The following is a 22,800-nucleotide window of genomic DNA, read 5'->3' as shown; positions in this document are numbered from 1 at the left end:
GACGACAACCCCATCAACCGAATAAAAAATCGGTATCAACAAACATGGCACACTATTGAGTTCTCAAACAACAGACCGATCAGCGTGTCTCGCTTGACACCTTGCTGCCGGAGTGCTCTGCAACCTTAGCCCTTCCGGTCGACCCCGGTCAATCTCAGGTGAACTCTTGGTTACCCGATCGTGACGGCGCCGCCTTCCGGCGAAGCTCACAATCTCCCACCCTAACACTTCCCCGGTTCCGTGCAACTCGCTCGTTGCCCGGCGCGGACCGTTCTGGGTGGGATGCCGTCCCGTGGCTCTCCCGGAGGAGTTCCTCGCCGCGACGACTTGGAAGAAGTTACTCCGTTTCCGCGGCCCGTGCAAACCGGGGTCCGCGGCCCCTGCTGCCGCCGCGCGCGAACCGGCCCTCCGGCCGCGCCGGGAACGGCGGAAGGGCCCGGATCCGAGGATCCGGGCCCTTCCGTGGCGTCCGGTCCGCACCCCTCGGGTGCGGCCGGGGCCGGCTCAGTGCTCGGCCGGCTTGAGGTACAGGACCGCGAGCGGCGGAACGGTGAGCTCGACCGAGGCGGGGTTGCCGTTGTGGGCGCCCTCGGTGGCGATGACCTTGCCGAGGTTGCCCACGCCGGACCCGCCGAAGTGCTCGGAGTCCGTGTTCAGCACCTCGACCCACTCACCGGCCCACGGCAGACCCAGCCGGAAGTTCTCGTGCGGGTTGCCGGCGAAGTTCGCCACGCACACGAGCGGGTTGCCCTGCTCGTCCCAGCGGGTGAAGGACAGGGTGTTGCGCCCGGCATCGGCCGCGTCGATCCACTCGAAGCCGGCGGGGTTGTTGTCCCGCTCGTACAGCGCCGGGGTCTCGCGGTAGATCCCGTTGAGGGTGCGGACCAGCTCCTGCACCCCCTTGTGCGGCGGGGTCTCGGAGAGCCACCAGTCCAGGCCGTGCTCCTGGGACCACTCGGACTCCTGGGCGTACTCCGTGCCCATGAAGATCAGCTGCTTGCCGGGGTGGGCCCACATGAAGGCCAGGTACGCACGGACGTTGGCGAGCTGCTGCCACCGGTCGCCCGGCATCTTGCGCAGCAGGGAGCCCTTGCCGTACACGACCTCGTCGTGGGAGATCGGGAGCAGAAAGTTCTCCGAGAACGCGTAGACCAGCGAGAACGTGAGCTTGTTGTGGTGGTAGTACCGGTTGACCGGGTCCTCCGCCATGTACTCGAGGGTGTCGTTCATCCACCCCATGTTCCACTTGAGCCCGAAGCCCAGCCCGTCCGCGTCGGTCGGCCGGGTCACGCCCGGGTAGGACGTCGACTCCTCGGCGATCATGACGATCCCCGGGGTGCGCTTGTAGGCGGTGGCGTTGGCCTCCTTGAGGAACGCGATGGCCTCGAGGTTCTCGCGGCCGCCGAAGACGTTGGGCGCCCACTCCCCCTCGTTGCGCGAGTAGTCCAGGTAGAGCATGGACGCGACCGCGTCCACGCGCAGACCGTCCACGTGGAACTCCTCGAGCCAGTAGGAGGCGTTGGCCACCAGGAAGTTCCGGACCTCGTTGCGGCCGTAGTCGGGGATCAGCGTCCCCCACTCCTTGTGCTCGCCGCGGCGGGGGTCGGCGTGCTCGTACAGGGGTTCCCCGTCGAAGCGGGCCAGTGCCCACTCGTCCTTCGGGAAGTGGCCCGGGACCCAGTCCACGATCACGCCGATGCCGGCCTGGTGCAGCTTGTCCACGAGGTAGCGGAACTCGTCCGGGCTGCCGAAGCGGGAGGAGGGCGCGTAGTAGGACGTCACCTGGTAGCCCCAGGAGCCGCCGAACGGGTGCTCGGCCACGGGCATGAACTCCACGTGGGTGAAGCCCTGCCAGGTGAGGTACTCGACGAGCTCCTTCGCGAGGTCCTTGTACCCGAGGCCCATGCGCCACGAGCCGATGTGCAGCTCGTAGACGCTCATGGGCGCGTTGTGCGGATCGGTCGTCGCCCGGCGCGCCATCCAGGCGTCGTCCTGGAACTCGTAGTCGGACTCGAAGACGCGGGACGCGGTGGACGGCGGCACCTCGGTCCCGAACGCCATGGGGTCCGCCTTCTCGCGCCAGCCGCCGTCCCGGCCGAGGATCCGGAACTTGTAGGTGGCCCCGGAGCCCAGGCCCGGGATGAAGATCTCCCACACGCCCGAGGAGCCGAGGGAGCGCATCGCGTGCTCGCTGCCGTCCCACCCGTTGAAGTCGCCGATGACCCGGACCGCCTGGGCATTGGGCGCCCACACGGAGAACGCCACGCCGGTGATGTCGCCCATCGCCGAGGGATAGCGGCGCACGTGGGCGCCGAGGACGGTCCACAGCGTCTCGTGGCGGCCCTCCCCGATGAGGTGCAGGTCCAGCTCGCCGAGGGTCGGCCCGAAGCGGTACGGGTCGTCCATCCGCTGCGGCTCCAGGTCCCGGTAGGTCACGTCCACGCGGTAGTCGGGGATCCGCCCCGGCTCGTGCGCGGGGACCACGCCCGTGAAGATGCCGCCCCACTCGTGCTCGAGCTCGAAGGTGCCGTCCTGCGTCACGACGGCCACGGCGGTCGCGAACCGGCGCAGCGTGCGCACGGTGACGCTGCCGTCCGGGTTCAGGTGGGCGCCCAGGACGCCGTGCGGGTCGTGGTGCCGGCCCTCGGACACCGCGGCCAGCAGGTGCTCGGCCACGGGCACCGGTCCCGCGGGGGCCACGTCGTGGCCGGCCGGGACGGCGCGGGACTTCTGGACGGGGTCGGATCGGTCCTTCGGGGTGCTGGCGCTCACTGCGTCCTCGATTTCCGTTCCCGGTTCCGCCGAGGTGTACCGCGCGGAGCGGGAGCTGTCGTCGTCGTGGTCGGTGCCGGGCACGGGGTCCGCACCGGCGGTATCAGGGTTCACGCTACGCGACCGGAGGCCCTCCAGTGAACGGCGCACCGCCGCGGCCGGAACCTCCACCCAGTCGGGCCGGTTGCGCTGCTCGTAGACGACCTCGTACAGCGCCTTGTCCAGCCACAGCGCCAGGAACAGGGGGGAGCCGCGGTCCACCGCGTGCCCGGCGCCCTGCTCGTAGCCCGCCAGGAAGGCGTCGCCGGCGCGCCGGCCCCACTCCTCCGCGTCCTGCGCGCCGGCGCGGGCGCCGAAGGCGGCGGCGTAGTCGAAGGACCGCAGCATGCCGACGACGTCCCGCAGGGCGACGTCGGGCCGGGTGCGCTCTTCGATGGCGCGCAGGGGCTCGCCCTCGAAGTCCAGGACCTTGAACTGCCCGTCCTCGGTCTGCAGGACCTGGCCCAGGTGGTAGTCGCCGTGGATGCGCTGCAGCGGGGGCAGCTCCGGCACGTCGTCGAGGGACGTGATCAGCTGGTCGAGGGCCGCCGCGTGGTCCGAGAAGAGGGAGCCGGTCTCGGTGCGGGCCCAGCGCAGGCGCCCTCCGAGGTCGTTCAAGAGACGGGCACGGGCGGCGTCGTCGGGCACCTCCGCGCCGAAAGCACGGCCCAGGTCGCGGTGCACGCGCGCGGTCGTGCGGCCCAGTTCCCGGGCCTCCTCGGAGAAGTCCGCGCCCTGCTCCGCGGCCTCGACGGCCCGCGCCCAGGCGTCGGCGGAGCCGGCGAGGAACTCGGTGGCCACGGCCAGCTGGCCGTGCACGGTGGTGAGGCCGGTGCGCCAGCGGGCGTCGAGCCACCCGAAGGTGCCCGGCACCGCGGGACAGCCCAGCGAGGTGAGCTCGCGGCCCACCTCGACGTCCGGGTTGTCGCCCTCCCCCAGCACGCGGAAGAACTTCACGATCACGGTGTCGGCCTCCGCCCGGCCCGCGGGCGGGCTGAGGATCACCGAGGAGTTCGACTGCTCGCTGGAGATCACGCGCACCTGCTCGGGCGCGTCGACCGCGTACGTGACGCTCAGCGCGTCGCCGTGCGCACCGGTCACGGTCAGCCCCAGGGGGCCGGAGCTGACCGACTCCGCGCGCTGCATGAGCTGGAGGACCGGGCCGACGAACACGGGGTCCCCGACCCCGTCGTAGACCCAGGGGCCGGCCACGGCGTCCTCCGCCCCGGGCAGCGGCAGACCCGTGCGGTGCGCCACGGCACGACCGGCGCGGGCGGCCCTCTCCCGGAGGAAGCGCGCAGCCCGGCGGGGCGGGGGGCCCTCCTCCGGGGCCCCGTCCGTTCCGGGGTCCTCGGCCGCGGCCGGTGCCAGCTCCCCGACGAGGAATCGCTCGGCGCCCTCGAGGCGTGCGGCGCGGAAGGTCAGCGGCACCTGGAGAAGCTCGGTGCGTGCCCCCTCGGTGGCCTCCAGCAGCAGGATCCGCGCCCCGGCGCCGTCCTGGTCCGGCAGGGCGAGCTGGGCGACGACCCGCAGTTCCACGCCCGCACCGCCGTCCGCGAAGGGGAACCACCGCTGCCGCGGCAGCCACCGGCGCAGGAGGTCGAGGAGCTCGTCGGGGTGCTGGTCGGTCATGGGATCGGATCCTTCCGGGACGGGCGTGGAGGTGGCCGGACGCAGGGACGCGCTCAGGACGTCGGGGTCGCGGTGATGATCGGCATGGCCGTGGTCTGGGGGTGCGTGCCGTCGTCGCGGGCAGCGGCCCGGAGGCGGAGCCAGAAGAAGTCCTGGCTGCCGAGGGTGATCCGGTACTCCCCGGCCTCGTCCACCTCGCCGAACAGGTCGCCGCCGAAGAGCTCGCGCAGCCCGCGGCCCGCGAACTGCGGCAGCCGGATCCGCGCGAACGCGGGGGTGTGGGCGAGGTTGAACAGGCACAGCACGGTCTCGCCGCGCCCGTCCTCGGTCTCGTCGTCCGGGAGCACGCGCAGGAACGCGAGCACGGAGTCGTGGTCCGTCTCCACGTTGACGTAGGAGCCGAGGCCGAAGGCCGGGTGCGCCTTGCGCACCGCGAGCATCTGGCGCATCCAGTGCAGCAGGGACGACGACGACGCCAGCTGCGCCTCCACGTTGACCTGGTTGTAGTGGTAGACCAGCGACTGGACCACGGGCAGGTAGAGCTTGCCCGGGTCAGCCTTGGAGAACCCGGCGTTGCGGTCCGGGGTCCACTGCATCGGGGTGCGGGACGCGTCGCGGTCGTCGAGCCAGATGTTGTCGCCCATCCCGATCTCGTCCCCGTAGTACAGGAACGGGCTGCCGGGCAGGGACAGCAGCAGCGCGTGGATGAGCTCGATCTCGGCGCGGGAGTTGTCGAGCAGGGGTGCCAGCCGGCGGCGGATGCCCACGTTGGCACGCATCCGGGAGTCGGGCGCGTACCAGCCGAGCATCGCCTGGCGCTCCTCGGTGGTCACCATCTCGAGGGTCAGCTCGTCGTGGTTGCGCAGGAACGTGCCCCACTGGGTGCCGCGGGGGATGTCGGGCGTCTCCTGCATGGTCTCCACGATGGGGCCGGCCTTCTGGTCCCGCAGCGCGTAGAAGATCCGCGGCATGATCGGGAAGTGGAAGCACATGTGGCACTCGGGGTTGTCCTCGCTGCCGAAGTACTCCACCACCTCGTGCGGCATCTGGTTCGCCTCGGCGACGACCACGCGACCCGGGTACTGCTCGTCGATCATGCGCCGCAGGCCGACCAGGAAGTCGTGCGTGCCGGGGAGGTTCTCGCAGTTGGTGCCCTCCTCCTCGATCAGGTACGGGATCGCGTCGGCCCGGAACCCGTCGATGCCCATGTCGAGCCAGAACTTCACCACGTCGTACACCGCCTCCACCACGGCGGGGTTCTCGAAGTTGAGGTCCGGCTGGTGGGAGAAGAAGCGGTGCCAGAAGAACTGGCGGCGGATCGGGTCGAACGTCCAGTTCGACTCCTCGGTGTCCACGAAGATGATCCGGGCGTCCTGGTACAGCTCGTCCGTGTCCGACCAGACGTAGAAGTCGCCGTAGGGGCCCTCGGGGTCCTCGCGGGAGGCCTGGAACCAGGGGTGCTGGTCGCTCGTGTGGTTGAGCGGGAGGTCGATGATCACCCGCAGGCCGCGGGCGTGCGCCTCGGCCACGAGCCGCTTGAAGTCGCTGATCGTGCCGAACTCGTCGAGCACCGAGTAGTAGTCCGAGATGTCGTAGCCGCCGTCGCGCAGCGGGGACTCGAAGAACGGCGGCAGCCAGAGGCAGTCGATGCCCAGCCACTGCAGGTAGTCGAGCTTGTCGATCAGGCCGGAGAAGTCGCCGGAGCCGTCACCGTTGGCGTCGGAGAACGCCCGGACGAGCACCTCGTAGAACACCGCTTTGCGGAACCAGTCGGGGTCGTGGGAGATGCCGGGGGCGTTGAGCGAGTACGGCGAGAGGCTCATGCGGGGGTGCCGCCTTTCGGACAGGTGGGTCGGAGGCCTTCGGTGCTTGAGGAGGGGCCCTCCCGGGCAGTGCGCCCTGGAGGGCCCCGGCGGGGTGCGGTGGAGCCCCTACTTGACGTTGCGGCGGATGTGCAGGACGTGCGCGGGGTCGTAGTGCGGGTCCAGCCGCACGTAGTTGTGCGTGCCCCACTTCCAGGAGTTCCCGCTGAGCAGGTCGTCCACCCAGAAGCTGCCGTCCTCGTTGAAGTCCGTGTCGTCCAGGTCCAGGGACTCCAGGTCCAGCCACACGGTGCCCTCGCGGACCGCGTGCGGGTCCACGTTGACGACCACGACGACCGTGTCCTTGTAGCTCGAGCCCCCGTGCCGCACGGTCTTCGTCTTCGAGTAGGCGACCAGGGCGTCGTCGGACGTGGACTGCACCGTGAGGTTCTGCAGGTCGCCCAGGGAGGCGTGCCGGCGCCGGATCTCGTTGAGCCGCGTGAGGTACGGGGCCAGGGACTCGCCGCGCTCCTCCGCGCCGGCGAAGTCCCGGGGCCGGTACTCGTACTTCTCGTTGTCGACGTACTCCTCCGCACCTGCCCGGGCCACGTGCTCGTACAGCTCGTACCCGGCGTAGACGCCCCACAGGGGGGAGCCGGTGGCGGCCAGCACGGCGCGGATCTTGAAGGCCGCGGGACCGCCGAACTGCAGGTACTCGGTGAGGATGTCGGGGGTGTTGACGAAGAAGTTCGGCCGGTACACCGCCGAGGTCTCGTGGCTGACCTCCTCCAGGTACTCCTCGATCTCCTTCTTGGTGTTGCGCCAGGTGAAGTACGAGTAGGACTGCTGGAAGCCGACCCGGGCGAGGCCCTGCATCATGGCGGGACGCGTGAACGCCTCGGCCAGGAACACGACGTCGGGGTGCTTGGCGTTGACGGTGCCGATCAGCCACTCCCAGAACCACAGGGGCTTGGTGTGCGGGTTGTCCACGCGGAAGATCTTGACCCCGTGGGAGATCCACAGCTCCACGATCCGCAGCACCTCGAGGGACAGGCCCTCGGGGTCGTTGTCGAAGTTGATCGGGTAGATGTCCTGGTACTTCTTCGGCGGGTTCTCCGCGTAGGCGATGGAGCCGTCGGCGCGGGTCGTGAACCACTCCGGGTGCGCCGTGACCCAGGGGTGGTCCGGGGAGGCCTGCAGGGCGAGGTCCAGGGCCACCTCGAGGCCGAGATCGGCGGCGCGGGCGACGAAGCCGTCGAAGTCCTCGAACGAGCCCAGGTCCGGGTGGATCGCGTCGTGCCCGCCCTCGGGGGCGCCGATGGCCCACGGGGAGCCCGGGTCCTGCGGACCGGCTACCAGCGTGTTGTTGGGGCCCTTGCGGTGGGCGTGGCCGATCGGGTGGATCGGGGGCAGGTAGATGACGTCGAAGCCCATGGCCGCGACACGGTCGAGGCTCTCGGCGGCGGTCCGGAAGGTGCCGGAGGCCCAGGTGCCGGACTCGGCGTCGAAGACGGCGCCCTCGGAGCGGGGGAAGAACTCGTACCAGGACCCGCGGCCGGCGGCGGTGCGCTCGACCTTCAGCGGGTAGCGGCGGCTCTCGGTCACGAGGTCCCGCACCGGTCGCTCGGCGACCACGGCCAGGACCTCGGCCGAGGTGCCGGCCTCGAGCCGGTGCTCGGCGGGCAGTTCGCCGTTGCCGAGCGTGCGCGAGACCGAGCGGAACAGCTCGGCGTCGGAGTCCGGGCGGCCCGGCTCCGCGGCGGCGCGGTCGAAGAGCACGACGCCCTCGGCCATCATGAGGTCGACGTCCTGGCCCACGCCCACCTTGATCTCGGCGGCGTGGCGCCACGTCTCGAACAGGTCGCCCCAGCCCTCGACGGCGAAGGTCCAGGCGCCCTCGGCGCTCGGCGTCAGCCAGGCCTCGTAGCGGTCGGTGCCGGGGGTGGTGAGGCGCATCGGCACGCGCTCGGCCTCCGTGCCCTGCGGGTCGTACAGCACCGCGGTCACGCCCAGGGCGTCGTGGCCCTCGCGGAACACGGTGGCGCCCACGCGGATCGACTCGCCCGGCACGGCCTTGGCCGGGAAGCGGCCGTCCTCGACCACGGGGCTCACGCCGACGACCGGGATCCGGCCGTAGACGAGGTCCTCGCGGGAGAAGGCCGAGCCGGCGGCCTTCCGGCGCGGAGTCGTCGCCTTCCGCGGCGTGGTGGCCTTCTTGGCGGTGGTCGTCCTCGTCGTGCCGGTCCGGGCGGCCGGCGCCTTCGCGGTCGCGGCCTTGGTGGTCGCGGTCTTGGTGGTCGAGGTCCGCCGGGCACGGGGCCGGGGCTCCTCGGCGGGGACGACGGCGACGCCGGGCTCGTCGGCCACGGGCGCCGTCACCTCCGCGTCCGCGGCCTTCCGGGCGGTGGAGGCCCTGCGCCGGGCCGGCGCCTTCTTCGCGGGCTGCTCGGCCGGGGCCGCGGCGGCGGCACCGGTCTCGGCGCCGGGAACGGCGGGCGTCGTCGAGAGGTCGGGGGCGGGCGCGCCGGCCGGGCTCTGGGCCGGGTCGGACGGGGGCGGCGTGTTGGCTTGGCTCACCTGGACCACGTTAGCGACAAACCCGGCGATCGTTAAGCCCGCTGTCGAACCGTGGGACGGTGTCGTCGTCCCGGTGTCCCCGCGCCATGCGTCCCCCGGCGCGCCGGGGGACGCATGGGCCGTGGCGCCTCCGTCCGGCGCCGCGGCACCGGTAGTCTGACGGCGTGAAGGCAATCCGTAGATTCACCGTGCGCACCGTGCTGCCGGAGTCCATCGCCCCTCTGAGCCGACTTGCGAGGAACCTTCGCTGGTCCTGGCACCGGCCCACCGAACAGCTGTTCGCGGATCTGAACCCCCAGGCCTGGGAGGCGGTGCACGGGGACCCCGTCAAGCTCCTCGGCTCCCTCACCCGCGAGGAGATCCAGCAGATCGCCCAGGACCCGGCCACCGTGCGCCGGATCGAGGAGCTGGACGCCGACCTGGAGCAGTACCTCACGGACGACCTGTGGTACCAGAGGACCCAGTCGGAGGACGCCCCGAGGGCCATCGCCTACTTCTCCGCGGAGTACGGCGTCACCTCCGTGCTCCCCCAGTACTCGGGCGGGCTGGGGATCCTCGCCGGCGACCACCTCAAGAGCGCCTCGGACCTCGGTGTGCCGGTGGTGGGGGTCGGCCTGTTCTACCAGCACGGCTACTTCAAGCAGTCCCTGTCCCGCGACGCGTGGCAGCAGGAGTCCTACCCGGTGCTCGACCCGGACGGCATGCCGCTGACGCTGCTGCGGGAGGAGGACGGGAGCCCCGCCCGGATCACCCTGCCCCTGCCCAACGGCCGCAGCCTGTCCGCCCACATCTGGCGGGCCGACGTCGGCCGCGTCCCGCTGCTGCTGCTCGACTCCGACATCCCGGACAACGACGACCACGCCCGCAACGTCACGGACCGCCTCTACGGCGGCGGCGGCGACCACCGGCTCCAGCAGGAGCTGCTCCTCGGGATGGGCGGGATCCGTGCGCTGCGGGCTTTCTCCCGGCTGACCGGGGCGCCCGCCCCGGAGGTCTTCCACTGCAACGAGGGCCACGCGGGGTTCCTGGGCGTCGAGCGGATCGCGGAGCTCATGGACCCCGCGGACGGGACCGAACCCATGACCTGGGACGAGGCCCTGACGGCGGTGCGCGCGGCCACCGTGTTCACGACGCACACCCCGGTGCCGGCGGGCATCGACCGGTTCGAGCAGGCGCAGATCGAGCACTTCCTCAACGCGGGTCTGGCCCCGTCCGTGCCCACGGCCAAGGTCCTGTCCCTGGGCGCCGAGGACTACGACGGCGGCGACCGGTCCAAGTTCAACATGGCGGTCATGGGCCTGCGCCTGGCCCAGCGCGCCAACGGGGTGGCCAAGCTGCACGGCGTGGTCTCCCGGGGGATGTTCCAGGGGCTGTGGCCGGGCTTCGACGTCGACGAGGTGCCGATCGGCTCGATCACCAACGGTGTCCACGTGATGACGTGGATCGACCCGCGCATGGCGGAGCTGGCGCTCGACCCGATGGGCTCGGACTTGAACCGGGCCGCCCGGTGGCGCCGGATCTACAACGCCGACGACGCCGAGCTGTGGTCCGTCCGCCGGGAGCTGCGCGCCCGCCTGGTGGAGGACGTCCGGGCCCGGCTGCGGGCGTCGTGGAAGAAGCGCGGTCTCGCGGACGCCGAACTGGGCTGGACCGACACGGTCCTCGACCCGGGAGTGCTCACGATCGGCTTCGCCCGCCGGGTGCCCACCTACAAGCGGCTCACGCTCATGCTGCGGGACCCGCAGCGGCTCAAGCGGATCCTGCTGGACCCGGAGCACCCGGTGCAGCTCGTGGTCGCGGGGAAGTCCCACCCCGCCGACGAGCAGGGCAAGCGCCTGATCCAGGACCTCGTCCGCTTCACGGACGACCCGGAGGTGCGCCACCGCATCGTGTTCCTCCCCAACTACGACATCGCGATGGCCCGGACGCTGTTCCCCGGCTGCGACGTGTGGCTGAACAACCCGCTGCGCCCGCTCGAGGCGTGCGGCACGTCCGGGATGAAGGCCGCCCTCAACGGCGGGCTGAACCTCTCGGTGCTCGACGGCTGGTGGGACGAGATGTACGACGGCCAGAACGGCTGGGCCATCCCGACCGCCGACGAGGGCGCGCACCCGGACGAGCGCGACGACATCGAGGCCGCCGCGCTCTACGAGCTCATCGAGAACCACGTGGCCCCGCGGTTCTACGGTGAGACCGCGGAGGGCTCGGACCCGAACACCGACGGCGTGCCGCACCAGTGGCTGGCCATGGTCAAGCACACCCTGGCGACCCTGGGCCCGCAGGTCTCCGCCAAGCGCATGGTCGAGGACTACGTGCGCAAGCTCTACGTCCCGGCCGCCGTCGCCGGCCGCCGGGCCGCGCTGGACGGCCACGCGGCCGCCCGGGCGAAGTCCCGGTGGGTGGGACGCGTGCGCCAGGCGTGGGGCCAGGTGTCGGTCGAGCACGTCGACACCGAGGGCGTGGCCCAGGAGCCGCAGATCGGCGACGAGCTCACGGTGTGCGCCTACGTGTCGCTCGGCTCGCTGAGCCCCGACGACGTGTGCGCGGAGATCGGCTACGGCCGGGTCTCGGAGACGGACCACATCCACGAGCGCAAGTACGCGGGACTGAGCCCCGTCGGCGACCTGGGCGGCGGCCGGCACAAGTTCTGCGGGACGATCACCGTGGACCGCTCGGGTCCGTTCGGCTACACCGTCCGGGTGCTGCCGACCCACCCCGAGCTCGCCGACAAGGCGGAGCTGGGCCTGGTCGCCAACGCCTGAGCCGCCGGCGACGCGGCACCGCGCGGAGCGCTGGAGGGGCCACACCCCGCGTCGTCGGGGTGCGGCCCCTCCCGCGTGGTGGGCCTCCGCGGCTCAGAGCACCCGGAACAGGGTGACCGAGCTGGCGGGGACGCCCTGCGCCTGGCCCGGCCGGTAGCGCGTGCCGTAGCGCCCGTGCAGCACCGAGGCCGTGCTGTGCACCAGGGAGTAGACGCCGTCGGCCTTCTCGAGGGGGTGCCCGTCCTCCTCCGGCCGCAGCAGGTCCGCGAGGTGCGGGAAGGTGATCGCCATGTCGGCGCTCGCGCCGTTGACCACCATGAGCCCCGCCACCCGGCCGCCCCGGGATCCGATCAGCACCTGGATGGTCCGGGCCCCGGGGGTCTGCCAGCCGGTGGCGGTCATGGCCGACCCGTCCGGGCCGAACCAGTGCATCATCACCTCGTCGGGGCGGGTCGGGAAGTGGGACGGCTGCCCCGCCAGGAACTCCCCGCGCACGCCGACCAGGGAGCGGGTGGCCGCGAGCATGGCGCGGTCCGCCGGGGTGAGCCGCCAGTCCACCCAGGACAGCTCGTTGTCCTGGCAGTACGCGTTGTTGTTCCCGCGCTGGGTGCGGCCGAACTCGTCCCCCGCCGTGATCATGGGCACGCCCTGGGAGAAGAGCAGAGTGGCCATGACGTTGCGCGCCGTCTGCGCCCGGTCCGCCCGGATCCGGACGTCGCGCGCCGGGCCCTCCACGCCGTGGTTCCACGAGTGGTTGTCGTTGGTCCCGTCCCGGTTCTTCTCCAGGTTGTCCTGGTTGTGCTTGTTGTCGTAGGAGACGAGGTCCGCCAGGGTGAAGCCGTCGTGGGCGGTCACGAAGTTCACGGACGCCAGGGCGCTGCGCCCGGACGCGGCGAACATGTCCGAGGAGCCGGCGAGCGCCCCGGCGAGCCGCGCGGCGTTGCCGCCGTCCCCGCCCAGGCTCATGCTGCGCGGACCGGTGAGCCAGAAGTCGCGGACGGTGTCCCGGAAGCGGTCGTTCCAGTCGGCCCACCCCTCGGGGAAGTGACCGGTCTGCCATCCGCCCATGCCCACGTCCCAGGGCTCGGCGATCAGCTTCGTCCCGAACAGGGCGGGGTCCGCGCCGACGGCCACGAGGAAGGGGTGGTTGCGGGTGAAGCGGTGGCGCTCGTCCCGGGCCAGTTCGGGGGCGAGGTCGAAGCGGAAGCCGTCCACGTGGCAGCGCTCCACCCAGTAGCGCAGGGAGTCCAGCGCCATCTGCACCACCCGCGGGTTGCCGAAGTTCACGGAGTTGCCGCACCCGGTGACGTCCACGTAGCGGCCGTCCTCGCCGTGGCGGTAGTAGGCCTCGTCGCCGAGCCCCCGCCAGCAGTAGGCGGGTTCGTCCTGGCCGGCCTCGGCGGTGTGGTTGTAGACGACGTCGAGGTAGACCTCGAGCCCCGCGCGGTGCAGCTCCCGGACCATGGCCTTGAACTCGTCGAGCACGCCCTGCGGCCCGCGGGCACGGGCGGCCTCGGTCGCGTAGCCGGCGTGCGGGGCGAAGAAGCCCAGCGTGTTGTAGCCCCAGTAGTTGCTCAGGCCGAGGTCCGTGAGGTGGGGCTCGTCCAGGTGGGCGTGCACGGGCAGGAGCTCGACGGCCGTGACGCCCAGCGACGTGAGGTACTCGGTCATCGCGGGGTGCGCGAGGCCCGCGTACGTGCCCCGGAGGTGCTCCGGGACGTCCGGGTGGAGGGCGGTCAGGCCCTTGACGTGCGCCTCGTAGACGACGGTGTCCCGCCACGGGGTGGCGGGACTGCGGTCCTCGTCCCAGTCGAAGTCCTGCTGGACGACCACGGAGACGTACCGCCCCCCGTAGGCGTCGGGGCCGGGATCCTCGACCCCCGGCGGCGGGGCGACGCGGCGCAGTCCCTTGCCGTAGGGGTCGAGCAGGATCTGCCGGTCGGCCGGGTCCGGGGAGCGGTGGCGGGCGGCGACGGGCGAGTCGGCGGCGACGAAGCCGTACTCGGTGCCCGCGGGCAGGGCCGGGGCCTCGTCCCGGTGCCGCAGGTAGTCGAAGCCCGTCTCCGAGAGCCGCTGCTGCTCGGCCGGCGGGATCGTCCCGTGGTGCACGCCGCCGGTGCGCCCGGTGAGCCGTCGCCGCTGCCAGCGGCCGCCGGGCAGCCGGAAGACGATGTCCAGGTCGGGGATCCCCGGGGCGTAGACGGCCACGTTCGCGCTGCCGTCGCGCTCGTGCGAGGGGTGGACCCCGAGGGGGTAGGGGTGGGAGACGTACGGCCGACCGGTGTCCTGCCGCCGGGGCTCAGGAACCAGCACGGCGTCGCGACACCTCGTACAGGGTGATGCCCACCGCCATCGAGGCGTTGAGCGACTCCATCGTGGAGTCGATGGGGATGGAGACGATCTGGTCGCAGTTCTCGGTGACCAGCCGGGACAGGCCCTTGCCCTCCGAGCCGACCACGATGACGAGGGGCTCGGTGGCCAGCTCGAGGCCGGGCAGGTCGACGTCGCCGCCGCCGTCGAGGCCGACGACGAAGTAGCCCATGGCCTTGAGCTCCTCGAGCGTGCGGTTGAGGTTGGCGGCCTTCGTGACGGGCACCCGGGCCGCGGCACCGGCGCTGGTCTTCCAGGCGGAGGCCGTGACCCCCACGGACCGGCGCTCGGGCACGATCACGGCGTTGCCGGAGAACGCGGAGACGCTGCGGATGATGGCGCCGAGGTTGCGGGGGTCGGTGATCCCGTCGAGGGCGACCATCAGCGGGGGACGGCGGATGTGCCGCTTCTCCCACTGGGTCATCAGCGTGCGGGCGGTCTCCACGGCGTCCTGGTACTCGTAGGCCGGCACCTGGAGGGCCACGCCCTGGTGCACGGCGTCGCTGGTGAGCCGGTCGAGCTCCCCCTTCGAGGCCTCGAGGATCGTGATCCCGCGCTCGGCGCAGATCTGCAGGATCTCGCGCACGCGGTCGTCGACGTCGATCTTGCTCGCCGCGTGGAGGGCCTTGGCGGGGATGTCCGCGCGCAGCGCCTCGAGCACCGAGTTCCGCCCGGTGACGAGGTCCTCCTGGACCTTGCCGCGGGAGCGTGCCGGGGCGCGGCCGCCCGTGCTCTGGCGGCGCTCGGCGGCCTTCTTCATCTTGTGCGCCTTGTGGTACGGGCGGTCCTCGGCCTTGGGGGTGGGGCCCCGGCCCTCGAGGGCCTTGCGGCCGTGGCCGCCGGTGCCGACCAGCGGGCCCTTCTTGTTCTTGCGGATCGCGCCGGGACGCTGCTTGGGGGTTGGCATGGGTTCCTCTGTTCGGTCGGGGTGGTGCGGCCCGGTCAGGCCACGGACCAGGTGGATCCGCCGGCGGCGTCGCGCACCGCGACGCCGGCCGCGGCGAGCTCGTCCCGGATGGCGTCGGCCCGGGCCCAGTCCTTGGCGGCGCGGGCCCGGTCGCGCTGGGCCAGCAGCGAGTGCACGAGGGTGTCGAGGGCCGTGTGCTCGGCCGCGTTGCCCGCGGCGCCCCCGAGGTCCATGAGCCCGGTCAGCCCGAGCACGTCGGTCATGGCGCGCACCGCCCGGGCGGGCGCGGCGGCGTCCCGTCCGTCGGCGAGCGCGGTGTTGCCGGCGCGGACGGTCTCGTGCAGGACGGCGAGGGCCTGCGGCACGTTGAGGTCGTCGTCCATGGCGTCGCCGAAGGCCGGCGGCACATCGCCGGCCGGGTCCTGGAGGTCGGCCCCGGCGTCCCGGGCGGCACGCAGGAAGGACTCCACCCGCTCGACCGCGGCCGTGGCCTCGGCGAGGGAGGTGGGCCGGTAGTCCAGCACGGACCGGTAGTGGGCCTGGCCGAGGTAGTAGCGCACGGCCAGCGGCCGGGCCTCGGCGAGCATGTCCGCCGGGGAGACGGTGTTGCCGATCGACTTGGACATCTTCTCGCCCGCGTAGGTGACGAGCCCGTTGTGCAGCCAGAGGGTCGCGAACCGCTGCCCGGCCGCCGTCGACTGGGCGAGCTCGTTCTCGTGGTGGGGGAAGCGCAGGTCCAGACCGCCGCCGTGGATGTCGAAGTGCTCGCCGAGGTACTTCGCGGCCATGGCGGAGCACTCGAGGTGCCAGCCGGGGCGGCCGGCGCCCCAGGGCGAGTCCCACCGGGCGGTCTCGGGCTCGCCGGGCTTGTGCCCCTTCCACAGGGCGAAGTCGCGGGGGTCCCGCTTGCCGCGGGGGTCGGCGTCGGGGGCGTCCTGCATGTCGTCGACCGACTGGTGGGTGAGCTCGCCGTAGCGCGCCCAGGAGCGGACGTCGAAGTAGACGTCCCCGGAGCCGTCCGGCGCCGGGTAGGCGTGCCCGGCGTCGACCAGGGTGCGGATCAGGGCGTGCATCTCGGGCACGTGGCCCGTGGCGCGCGGCTCGTAGGTGGGCCGGTCGACGCCGATGGCGTCGTAGGCGGCGTTGAACGCCTGCTCGAACCGGTAGGCGAGCGCCCACCACGGCTCCCGGGGGTGATCGCCGTCGTAGCCGGGGGCGAAGGACGCGGCCGAGTTCGCGAGGATCTTGTCGTCGATGTCGGTGACGTTGCGCACCGTGGTCACCCGGTAGCCGCGGTGGGCCAGCCACCGGGCGAGCTGGTCGAAGACCAGGGCCGAGCGGACGTGGCCGATGTGCGGCATGCCCTGGACGGTGGCGCCGCAGTAGTACAGACGGGCCTCGCCGGGGTGGGCGGGCTCGAAGTCCCGCACGGTCGCGGTGGCGGTGTCGTAGAAGCGCAGAGTCACACGGCCCATCATAAGGGCGGGCGGTGGCGCGCCGGTCAGGCCCCGCCCGCGCCCGCGGGGACGACCAGGGCGGTGGCCACGGCCGCGAGGCCCTCGCCGCGGCCGGTGAGCCCGAGGTGGTCGGAGGTCGTGGCGCTGACGGTGACGGGCGCGCCGGCCGCGGCGGTGAGCACGGCCTCGGCCTCGGCGCGCCGCGGCGCGAACCGCGGCCGGTTCCCGATCAGCTGCACCGCGACGTTGCCGATCTCGAAGCCGGCCTCCCGCACGATCCGGGCCGCCTCCGCGAGGATGCGCGTCCCGGACGCGCCCTCGAGCTCCGGGCGGTCGACGCCGAAGTTGGCGCCCAGGTCCCCCGTGCCCGAGGCCGAGAACAGGGCGTCGGCCGCGGCATGGGCCACGACGTCCCCGTCCGAGTGCCCGGCGAGCCCGCGCTCCCCCGGCCACTCGAGCCCGGCGACCCACAGGGGCGTGCCCTCGGGCCCGAAGGCGTGGACGTCCACGGCGATGCCGGTGCGGGGCAGGATCACGGGTTCAGCGCTCCTCGGGGTCGGGAAGGGAGGGGGCGGGCGCGGAGGTGGGTGCGGGGGCAGTGGCGGTGACGGGCACCGTCCCCGCCGTGCCCGGCGCGCGCCCGCGCAGGACGGCCTCGGCCAGCACCAGGTCGAGCGGGCGGGTGATCTTGAAGGCGTGCTCGTGGCCGGGCACCGTCAGCACCGCGGTCCCCGGGGCGTGGGCCTCCACGAGGGAGGCGTCGTCGGTGACGGACTCCGGGTCCGTGCCGGCCGCGACGTCGGCGCGGTTCACCGTCCGCAGCAGGGCGAGGTCGAAGCCCTGCGGCGTCTGCACCGCGCGCAGCACCGTGCGGTCCACGGTGCCGAGGGACCGGCCGGCGTCGTCGACCCGCCGCATCGTGTCCGCGACGGGCAGCACGGGGACCACGGCGCGCGCTCCGGCGCGCAGCCGGTCCACGACGGCGCGGAAGACCTCGGGCGGGGTGAGGCAGCGCGCGGCGTCGTGGACGAGCACCGCCGTGCAGGCCGGCTCGGTCCGCTCGAGCTCTGCCAGTGCCTCCCGCACGGACTCCGCCCGGGAGGCGCCGCCGGTCACGGGCCGCGCGCCGTGCGCCCGGGCGGTCGCGGAGAGCTCGACGTCCCCGGCGGGGACGGTCACCAGCACGGGCCCGGTCAGGCCCGCCTCCCGGATGCCCCGCAGCGCGTGCGCCAGCAGAGGGCGGCCGCCGAGGGCCACCAGGGCCTTGGGGATGCCGTGCCCGAGCCGGGTGCCGGAGCCCGCCGCCACGACGACGACGGCGAACCCGCCCTCCGGGGAGGGCGGGTTCGCCGTGCTGGACCGTGGTGCGTTCCCGGTCACGGGCCGGTCAGGACGCCAGGATGTCGTCGAGGCGCTTCTCGGCCTCTTCCTCGTCGATCTTCTTGGCGAGCGCCAGCTCGGAGGTGAGGATCTGGCGGGCCTTCGTCAGCATCCGCTTCTCCCCCGCCGAGAGCCCGCGGTCCCGGTCGCGGCGCCAGAGATCGCGCACGACCTCCGCGACCTTGAGCACGTCGCCCGAGGCGAGCTTCTCGAGGTTGGCCTTGTAGCGCCGGGACCAGTTGCTGGCCTCCTCGGTGTCCTTCGCCTGCAGGACCGAGATGACCTTCTTGAGCCCGTCCTCGTCGACGACGTCGCGCACGCCCACCAGGTCGACGTTCTCCGCGGGTACCTCGATCACCAGATCCCCCTGGGTCACCTTGAGCTTGAGATACATCTTCTCTTCGCCCTTGACGGTGCGGGTCTTGATCTCCTCGATGGTCGCCGCGCCGTGGTGCGGGTAGACAACCGTCTCGCCAACCTCAAAAACCATATGGAAATACCCCTTTCAGAACTTCCATTCTAACACGGTGTAGGATTCGCCGATCCGGGGCGGGCGGCCCCCCGGACCCGTCCGATGCGGACGAACCGTCGGCAAACGGATAAGCTGGCCGGGACATCGTCCTGAGCTCCCGAGGAGTACGCGCCGTGAAGATCGCCGCCCCCAAGTTGCTGCAGCGCGCAGGCCTGAGTGCCGCCGCCGCGGCCGCCCTGCTGTCCACCGCCGGATGCGCCTACATCAACCCGCCGGCCACGACCATGACCTACTCCCCCGCGGACGGCATCGTGGAGCAGGTGGGCGACGTCAAGCTGTCCAACGTGCTGATCGTGGCCACCGCCGCCGACGCCGAGGGCCGCGTGCTGGGCACCCTGGACAACGACGGCGACGAGGACGTCACGCTGTCGATGGACGTCGACGGCGCCACCGCCGAGGTGCAGATCCCTGCCAACGGCTCCGTGTCGCTGGAGGAGGCGGACCCGGTCATCGTGGACCGTGCCGGGGCCGAGCCGGGTCTCATGGTGGAGACCGAGTTCAGCACGGGCGGGGAGTCCCTCACCGAGCGGGTCCCGGTGCTGGACCACACCTTCGAGCGCTACGCCGAGTTCGTTCCCGGCGGCGCGCCCTCCACCCCCGCGAACCCCTCCAACACGCCCGTGCCCCAGGACGAGATGGTGGGCGAGGCGGGCGGTCACTGACGCCTCTCCCCGGCACGCGCGCTCGGACGACAGGGCCCGGAACCCCTCGGGGGTTCCGGGCCCGCTCCGTCCGCGGTGCGCGGGCTCAGCCCTCGAACTTGTAGCCCAGTCCCCGCACCGTCACGAGGTGCCGCGGGGCGGAGGGGTCGGGCTCGATCTTGGCGCGCAGACGCTTGACGTGGACGTCGAGGGTCTTGGTGTCCCCCACGTAGTCCGAGCCCCACACCCGGTCGATGAGCTGCCCGCGGGTCAGCACCCGCCCGGCGTTGCGCAGCAGCATCTCCAGCAGCTCGAACTCCTTGAGCGGCATGGCCACCCGCTCGCCGTGCACGCTGACCACGTGCCGCTCGATGTCCATCCGCACGGGCCCGGCCTGCACGGTCGCCGAGACGAGCTCCTCGGGCTCCCCCTGCCGGCGCAGGACCGCACGGATCCGGGCCACGAGCTCCCGGGACGAGTACGGCTTGGTGACGTAGTCGTCGGCGCCGAGCTCGAGGCCCACCACCTTGTCGATCTCGGCGTCCTTGGCCGTGAGCATGATGATCGGCACGGAGGAGCGCTGCCGCACCTGCCGGCACACCTCGGTGCCGGACAGCCCCGGGAGCATGAGGTCCAGCAGCACCAGGTCGGCCCCGGACCGGTCGAACTCCGCCACGGCGTCCACGCCGTTGTCGACGACCTCCACCTCGAACCCCTCCTTCCCCAGCAGGTAGGAGAGCGGGTCGCTGAGGGACTCCTCGTCCTCGACGATCAGGATGCGGGTCACTGTCGGTCCTCCGTGCTCCCGGCGCGCGCCGCGGGGGCGGCGGGCCGTGGGGTCGATGCCACTGGGCGGGGTGGTGCCGGTTCCGGCACCGGTCGGGCGGCCGCGCCGGGAGCCGGCTGCGCGGCCTCCCCGGTCTCGTCGGCGCCCTCGATCTGGGGGATGCTGAGGGTGAAGGTGGACCCGCGGCCCGGCTGAGACCACAGGGTGGCCTCGCCGCCGTGCTGCGACATGACGTGCTTGACGATGCTCAGGCCCAGCCCGGTCCCGCCCGTCCGGCGGGAGCGGGCCGCGTCCACCCGGTAGAAGCGCTCGAAGATCCGGTCCTGCTCGTCCTCCGGGATGCCCGGGCCCTGGTCGGTCACCGAGATCTGGGCCATCCCGTCCCGCTCCCGGACGCCGACGCCCACGCGGGTGCCCTCCGAGGAGTAGTGCACGGCGTTGTCGATGAGGTTGCGCAGCGCCGTGACGAGCAGGTCGGGGTCGCCGAAGACCGGCCGGGTGACGCGCCCGCCCACTGCGATCTCGATGCCCTTGTTCTCGGCCGGGAACCGGATGCGGTCCACGGCGTCGGCGATCACCTGGTTGAGGTCCACGGGCCGGCCCTCGGTGACCACGTCCGCGCCCTGCAGGCGGGACAGCTCGATGATGTCCTGGACCAGGGCGGTCAGCCGGGCGGACTCCTTGTGCAGGCGCTGGGCGAAGCGGCGCACGGCCTCTTCGTCCTCGGCCGCGTCCTCGATCGCCTCGGCGAGCAGCCCGATCGCCCCCACGGGGGTCTTCAGTTCGTGCGAGACGTTGGCGACGAAGTCGTTGCGGATCGACTGCGCCCGGACGATCTCCGTCTGGTCGTCGGCGAGCAGCAGGATGTACTCCCCCGCGATGGGGGCCACCCGGACGTCGAGCACCACCGCCCCCGTCTGGAACGGACCGCGGGTCAGCTCGACCCGCCGCTCCTCGATCACGCCGCTGCGCCGGGCCCGGCGGATCATCTCGAGCATCTGCTCGTGCACCACGGTGTGCCCGCGGACCAGGCCGAAGGCGTAGGCGGCCGGGGAGGCGCGCACGACGCCGTCGACCCCGTCCACGACCACGTAGGCCCGGCCGATCACCGCGAGCACGTCGGCGGTGCCGTCGGGCAGCGTGGGCTCCTGCACGTCGGCGCGGGCGCGGCGGCCGCGGCCGCTGACCCGCAGGGCGATCAGGCCGCTCACCCCCAGGGCGAAGCCGAGCAGACCCGCGGCGACGGCGATGGCAGTTGGACTCACGGATCCAGCTTAGGCACTCGGAGGCGCGGGGACCCCGCGCCGGACGTCACGAGCTACAGGTTCAACGAACGTTCATCCTAAGATGAGCGAAAGTTCACTCCTGGCTGTGACGGTGGCGGCGGGTGTGCTCGCACCCGGCCCCCACGTCATCCGTCCCGCTCCGCGCCGCACCCCGGCCGCGGCTGCCGCGGACGTCGCCGCATCTCGAAAGGACGCATCCGTGCGCAAGGTTTTCCAGGCAGAACTCCACCAGGTCGGTGAGGAGCTCATCCAGATCGCGACCCTGGTGCGCGAGGCCCTCGCCCGCGCCAAGGACGCGCTCCTCGACGCGGACATCCAGCTCGCCGAGGAGGTCATCTCCAACGACGCCCGGATCGACTTCCTGCAGAACGACCTCGACGAGCGCTCGATCGACATCCTCGCGCTGCAGAGCCCCGTGGCCTCGGACCTGCGGATGATCGTGGGGGCGCTGCGGATGAGCGCCTCCCTGGAGCGTGCCGGCGACCTCGCCCGGCACCTGGCCCAGGCCGTGCGCCTGCGCTACCCGGAGCCGGTCATCCCCGAGCCGCTCGTGGAGACGTTCACGCGGATGTTCGACCTCGACCTGCAGATCGTGGACCGGGTCATCCAGGTGCTCCAGACGCGCGACCTCTCCCTCGCCGACGACATCTACTCGCTCAAGGGCGAGGTCAACAAGCTGCACCAGTCCGTCTTCGACGCGCTCGCCGCGCCGAGCTGGGACTGCTCGGTGCCCACCGCCGTGGACGTCACCCTGTGCTCCCGCTACCTCGAGCGCATCGGGGACCACGGGGTGTCGGTGACCCGCAAGGTCTCCTACCTCGTGACCGGCGACTGGGTCCCGGCGAGCTCCGACCGCCCGACCGGCCACGGCCACGTGGGCCGCGACGGGGGCGAGTGAGCCCCCGCCCGGGCGAGGGCTGACCCGCGTCCGGGCACGAGCAGAGGGGCCGGGCCCACCGTTGCGGTGGGCCCGGCCCCTCTGCTCGTGCCGTGGGAGCCGTCCGGGACTACTTCTTCCCCTGGTTGGCAACCGCCTGGATCGAGCTCGCGGCGGCCTCGGGGTCGAGGTACTCGCCGCCGGCCACGAGCGGGCGGAAGTCCTCGTCGAGCTCGTAGTAGAGCGGGATGCCCGTGGGGATGTTCAGGGCCGCGATGTCGTCGTCGGAGATGCCGTCGAGGTGCTTCACGAGCGCGCGCAGGGAGTTGCCGTGCGCGGCGACGATCACGGTGTGCCCGGCCTGCAGGTCGGGGACGATCTCCTGCTCCCAGTAGGGCATGAAGCGGTCGAGGACGTCCTTGAGGCACTCGGTGCGGGGCGCGTTCTCGACGTCGGCGTAGCGGGGGTCCCCGGCCTGGGAGTACCGGTCGGAGTCGTCCAGCTCGGGCGGCGGGACGTCGAAGGAGCGGCGCCAGGTCATGAACTGCTCGTCGCCGTACTCCTCGCGGACCTGCGTCTTGTCCTTGCCCTGGAGCGCGCCGTAGTGGCGCTCGTTGAGCCGCCACGAACGCTTCACGGGGATCCAGTGCCGGTCCGCCCGGTCCAGCGCGAGGTGGGCGGTGGTGATCGCCCGGCGCAGCAGCGAGGTGTGCAGGACGTCCGGGGCGATCCCCTTCTCGACGAGCAGCTCACCGCCGCGGACGGCTTCCTCCCGCCCCTTCTCGGTCAGGTCCACGTCCACCCACCCGGTGAACAGGTTCTTCTCGTTCCAGTCGGACTGTCCGTGCCGGAGCAGGACGAGCTTGTGCGGTGCTGATTCGGTAGCCATGGCCTCATTCTTCCATCGGGCCGGGAGCGCGCGACGGACGCACGCCCCGGCGGATTCGGGTGTGCCGGGCCGCGGCAGGCGGCCGCGGCG

At 72.3% G+C, this 22,800-nt stretch carries 15 protein-coding genes; 3 read left to right on the top strand and 12 right to left on the bottom strand.

The annotated features are described in order from the left end of the window. Positions 1-504: 504 nt before the first annotated feature. The 3 genes from glgB to Q0817_RS02520 all read right to left on the bottom strand — a co-directional run bounded on the left by glgB (position 505) and on the right by Q0817_RS02520 (position 8,831). Entirely contained in the window at positions 505-4,443 is a 3,939-nt protein-coding gene (gene glgB / locus Q0817_RS02530; protein ID WP_298583538.1) for a 1,4-alpha-glucan branching protein GlgB, read from the bottom strand. A 53-nt stretch (positions 4,444-4,496) separates the two neighbouring features. Continuing rightward, on the bottom strand, positions 4,497-6,266 hold the full coding sequence (gene treS, locus Q0817_RS02525; RefSeq protein WP_298583537.1) for a maltose alpha-D-glucosyltransferase: 1,770 nt from the start codon (positions 6,264-6,266) through the stop codon (positions 4,497-4,499). Positions 6,267-6,374: 108 nt separating this feature from the next. Continuing rightward, entirely contained in the window at positions 6,375-8,831 is a 2,457-nt protein-coding gene (locus Q0817_RS02520) for an alpha-1,4-glucan--maltose-1-phosphate maltosyltransferase (RefSeq protein ID WP_298583535.1), read from the bottom strand. A gap of 155 nt (positions 8,832-8,986) precedes the next feature. On the opposite strand from Q0817_RS02520, the gene glgP reads away from it, so the two are divergent. Further along, positions 8,987-11,584, top strand: a complete 2,598-nt coding sequence (glgP, locus tag Q0817_RS02515; protein WP_298583533.1) for an alpha-glucan family phosphorylase — start codon at positions 8,987-8,989, stop codon at positions 11,582-11,584. Positions 11,585-11,677: 93 nt separating this feature from the next. On the opposite strand, the gene glgX is transcribed toward glgP, so the two are convergent. Genes glgX through Q0817_RS02485 form a run of 6 tightly spaced genes read right to left on the bottom strand, consistent with a single transcriptional unit; the run spans position 11,678 to position 18,188 of the window. Beyond that, the gene (glgX, locus tag Q0817_RS02510) at positions 11,678-13,897 is read right to left on the bottom strand and encodes a glycogen debranching protein GlgX (protein ID WP_298583532.1); all 2,220 of its coding nucleotides are present in this window, start codon (positions 13,895-13,897) and stop codon (positions 11,678-11,680) included. After that, positions 13,884-14,861, bottom strand: a complete 978-nt coding sequence (gene rlmB / locus Q0817_RS02505) for a 23S rRNA (guanosine(2251)-2'-O)-methyltransferase RlmB (protein WP_298583530.1) — start codon at positions 14,859-14,861, stop codon at positions 13,884-13,886. The genes glgX and rlmB overlap by 14 nt, the downstream gene beginning before the upstream one ends. A 35-nt stretch (positions 14,862-14,896) precedes the next feature. Beyond that, on the bottom strand, positions 14,897-16,327 hold the full coding sequence (gene cysS / locus Q0817_RS02500) for a cysteine--tRNA ligase (protein ID WP_298583528.1): 1,431 nt from the start codon (positions 16,325-16,327) through the stop codon (positions 14,897-14,899). A 35-nt stretch (positions 16,328-16,362) separates the two neighbouring features. Next, positions 16,363-16,854 carry a 2-C-methyl-D-erythritol 2,4-cyclodiphosphate synthase gene (ispF, locus tag Q0817_RS02495; protein WP_298583526.1) on the bottom strand — a complete coding sequence of 164 codons (492 nt, stop codon included), beginning with the start codon at positions 16,852-16,854 and terminating at the stop codon, positions 16,363-16,365. A gap of 4 nt (positions 16,855-16,858) precedes the next feature. Further along, positions 16,859-17,698, bottom strand: a complete 840-nt coding sequence (gene ispD / locus Q0817_RS02490; protein WP_298583524.1) for a 2-C-methyl-D-erythritol 4-phosphate cytidylyltransferase — start codon at positions 17,696-17,698, stop codon at positions 16,859-16,861. Positions 17,699-17,705: 7 nt separating this feature from the next. Continuing rightward, positions 17,706-18,188, bottom strand: a complete 483-nt coding sequence (locus Q0817_RS02485; RefSeq protein WP_017831963.1) for a CarD family transcriptional regulator — start codon at positions 18,186-18,188, stop codon at positions 17,706-17,708. Positions 18,189-18,343: 155 nt separating this feature from the next. Between Q0817_RS02485 and Q0817_RS02480 the strand changes: the two genes are divergently transcribed. Then, complete coding sequence (locus Q0817_RS02480; protein ID WP_298583513.1) at positions 18,344-18,892, top strand: hypothetical protein; 549 nt, start codon at positions 18,344-18,346, stop codon at positions 18,890-18,892. Between the two features lie 85 nt (positions 18,893-18,977). Here the strand turns inward: Q0817_RS02480 and Q0817_RS02475 are convergent, their stop codons facing one another. Continuing rightward, the gene (locus Q0817_RS02475) at positions 18,978-19,658 is read right to left on the bottom strand and encodes a response regulator transcription factor (RefSeq protein WP_298583510.1); all 681 of its coding nucleotides are present in this window, start codon (positions 19,656-19,658) and stop codon (positions 18,978-18,980) included. After that, positions 19,655-20,923, bottom strand: a complete 1,269-nt coding sequence (locus tag Q0817_RS02470; RefSeq protein WP_298583509.1) for a cell wall metabolism sensor histidine kinase WalK — start codon at positions 20,921-20,923, stop codon at positions 19,655-19,657. Before Q0817_RS02470 ends, Q0817_RS02475 begins: the two co-directional genes overlap by 4 nt. A gap of 220 nt (positions 20,924-21,143) precedes the next feature. On the opposite strand from Q0817_RS02470, the gene phoU reads away from it, so the two are divergent. After that, entirely contained in the window at positions 21,144-21,842 is a 699-nt protein-coding gene (gene phoU, locus Q0817_RS02465; protein ID WP_298583507.1) for a phosphate signaling complex protein PhoU, read from the top strand. Between the two features lie 109 nt (positions 21,843-21,951). On the opposite strand, the gene Q0817_RS02460 is transcribed toward phoU, so the two are convergent. Beyond that, positions 21,952-22,710, bottom strand: a complete 759-nt coding sequence (locus tag Q0817_RS02460; protein WP_298583505.1) for a phosphoglyceromutase — start codon at positions 22,708-22,710, stop codon at positions 21,952-21,954. Positions 22,711-22,800 lie beyond the last annotated feature (90 nt).

The sequence above is a fragment of the uncultured Kocuria sp. genome (genome assembly GCF_947500125.1).
Classification (GTDB): domain Bacteria; phylum Actinomycetota; class Actinomycetes; order Actinomycetales; family Micrococcaceae; genus Kocuria.
This window is presented reverse-complemented; position numbering and strand designations above follow the sequence as displayed.

What these genes read in the sequence shown, in the direction of transcription:
- glgB (WP_298583538.1), bottom strand. Translation starts at nt 4,443, where the DNA reads ATGACCGACCAGCACCCCGACGAGCTCCTCGACCTCCTGCGCCGGTGG.
- treS (WP_298583537.1), bottom strand. Translation starts at nt 6,266, where the DNA reads ATGAGCCTCTCGCCGTACTCGCTCAACGCCCCCGGCATCTCCCACGAC.
- rlmB (WP_298583530.1), bottom strand. Translation starts at nt 14,861, where the DNA reads ATGCCAACCCCCAAGCAGCGTCCCGGCGCGATCCGCAAGAACAAGAAG.
- Q0817_RS02485 (WP_017831963.1), bottom strand. Translation starts at nt 18,188, where the DNA reads ATGGTTTTTGAGGTTGGCGAGACGGTTGTCTACCCGCACCACGGCGCG.
- Q0817_RS02460 (WP_298583505.1), bottom strand. Translation starts at nt 22,710, where the DNA reads ATGGCTACCGAATCAGCACCGCACAAGCTCGTCCTGCTCCGGCACGGA.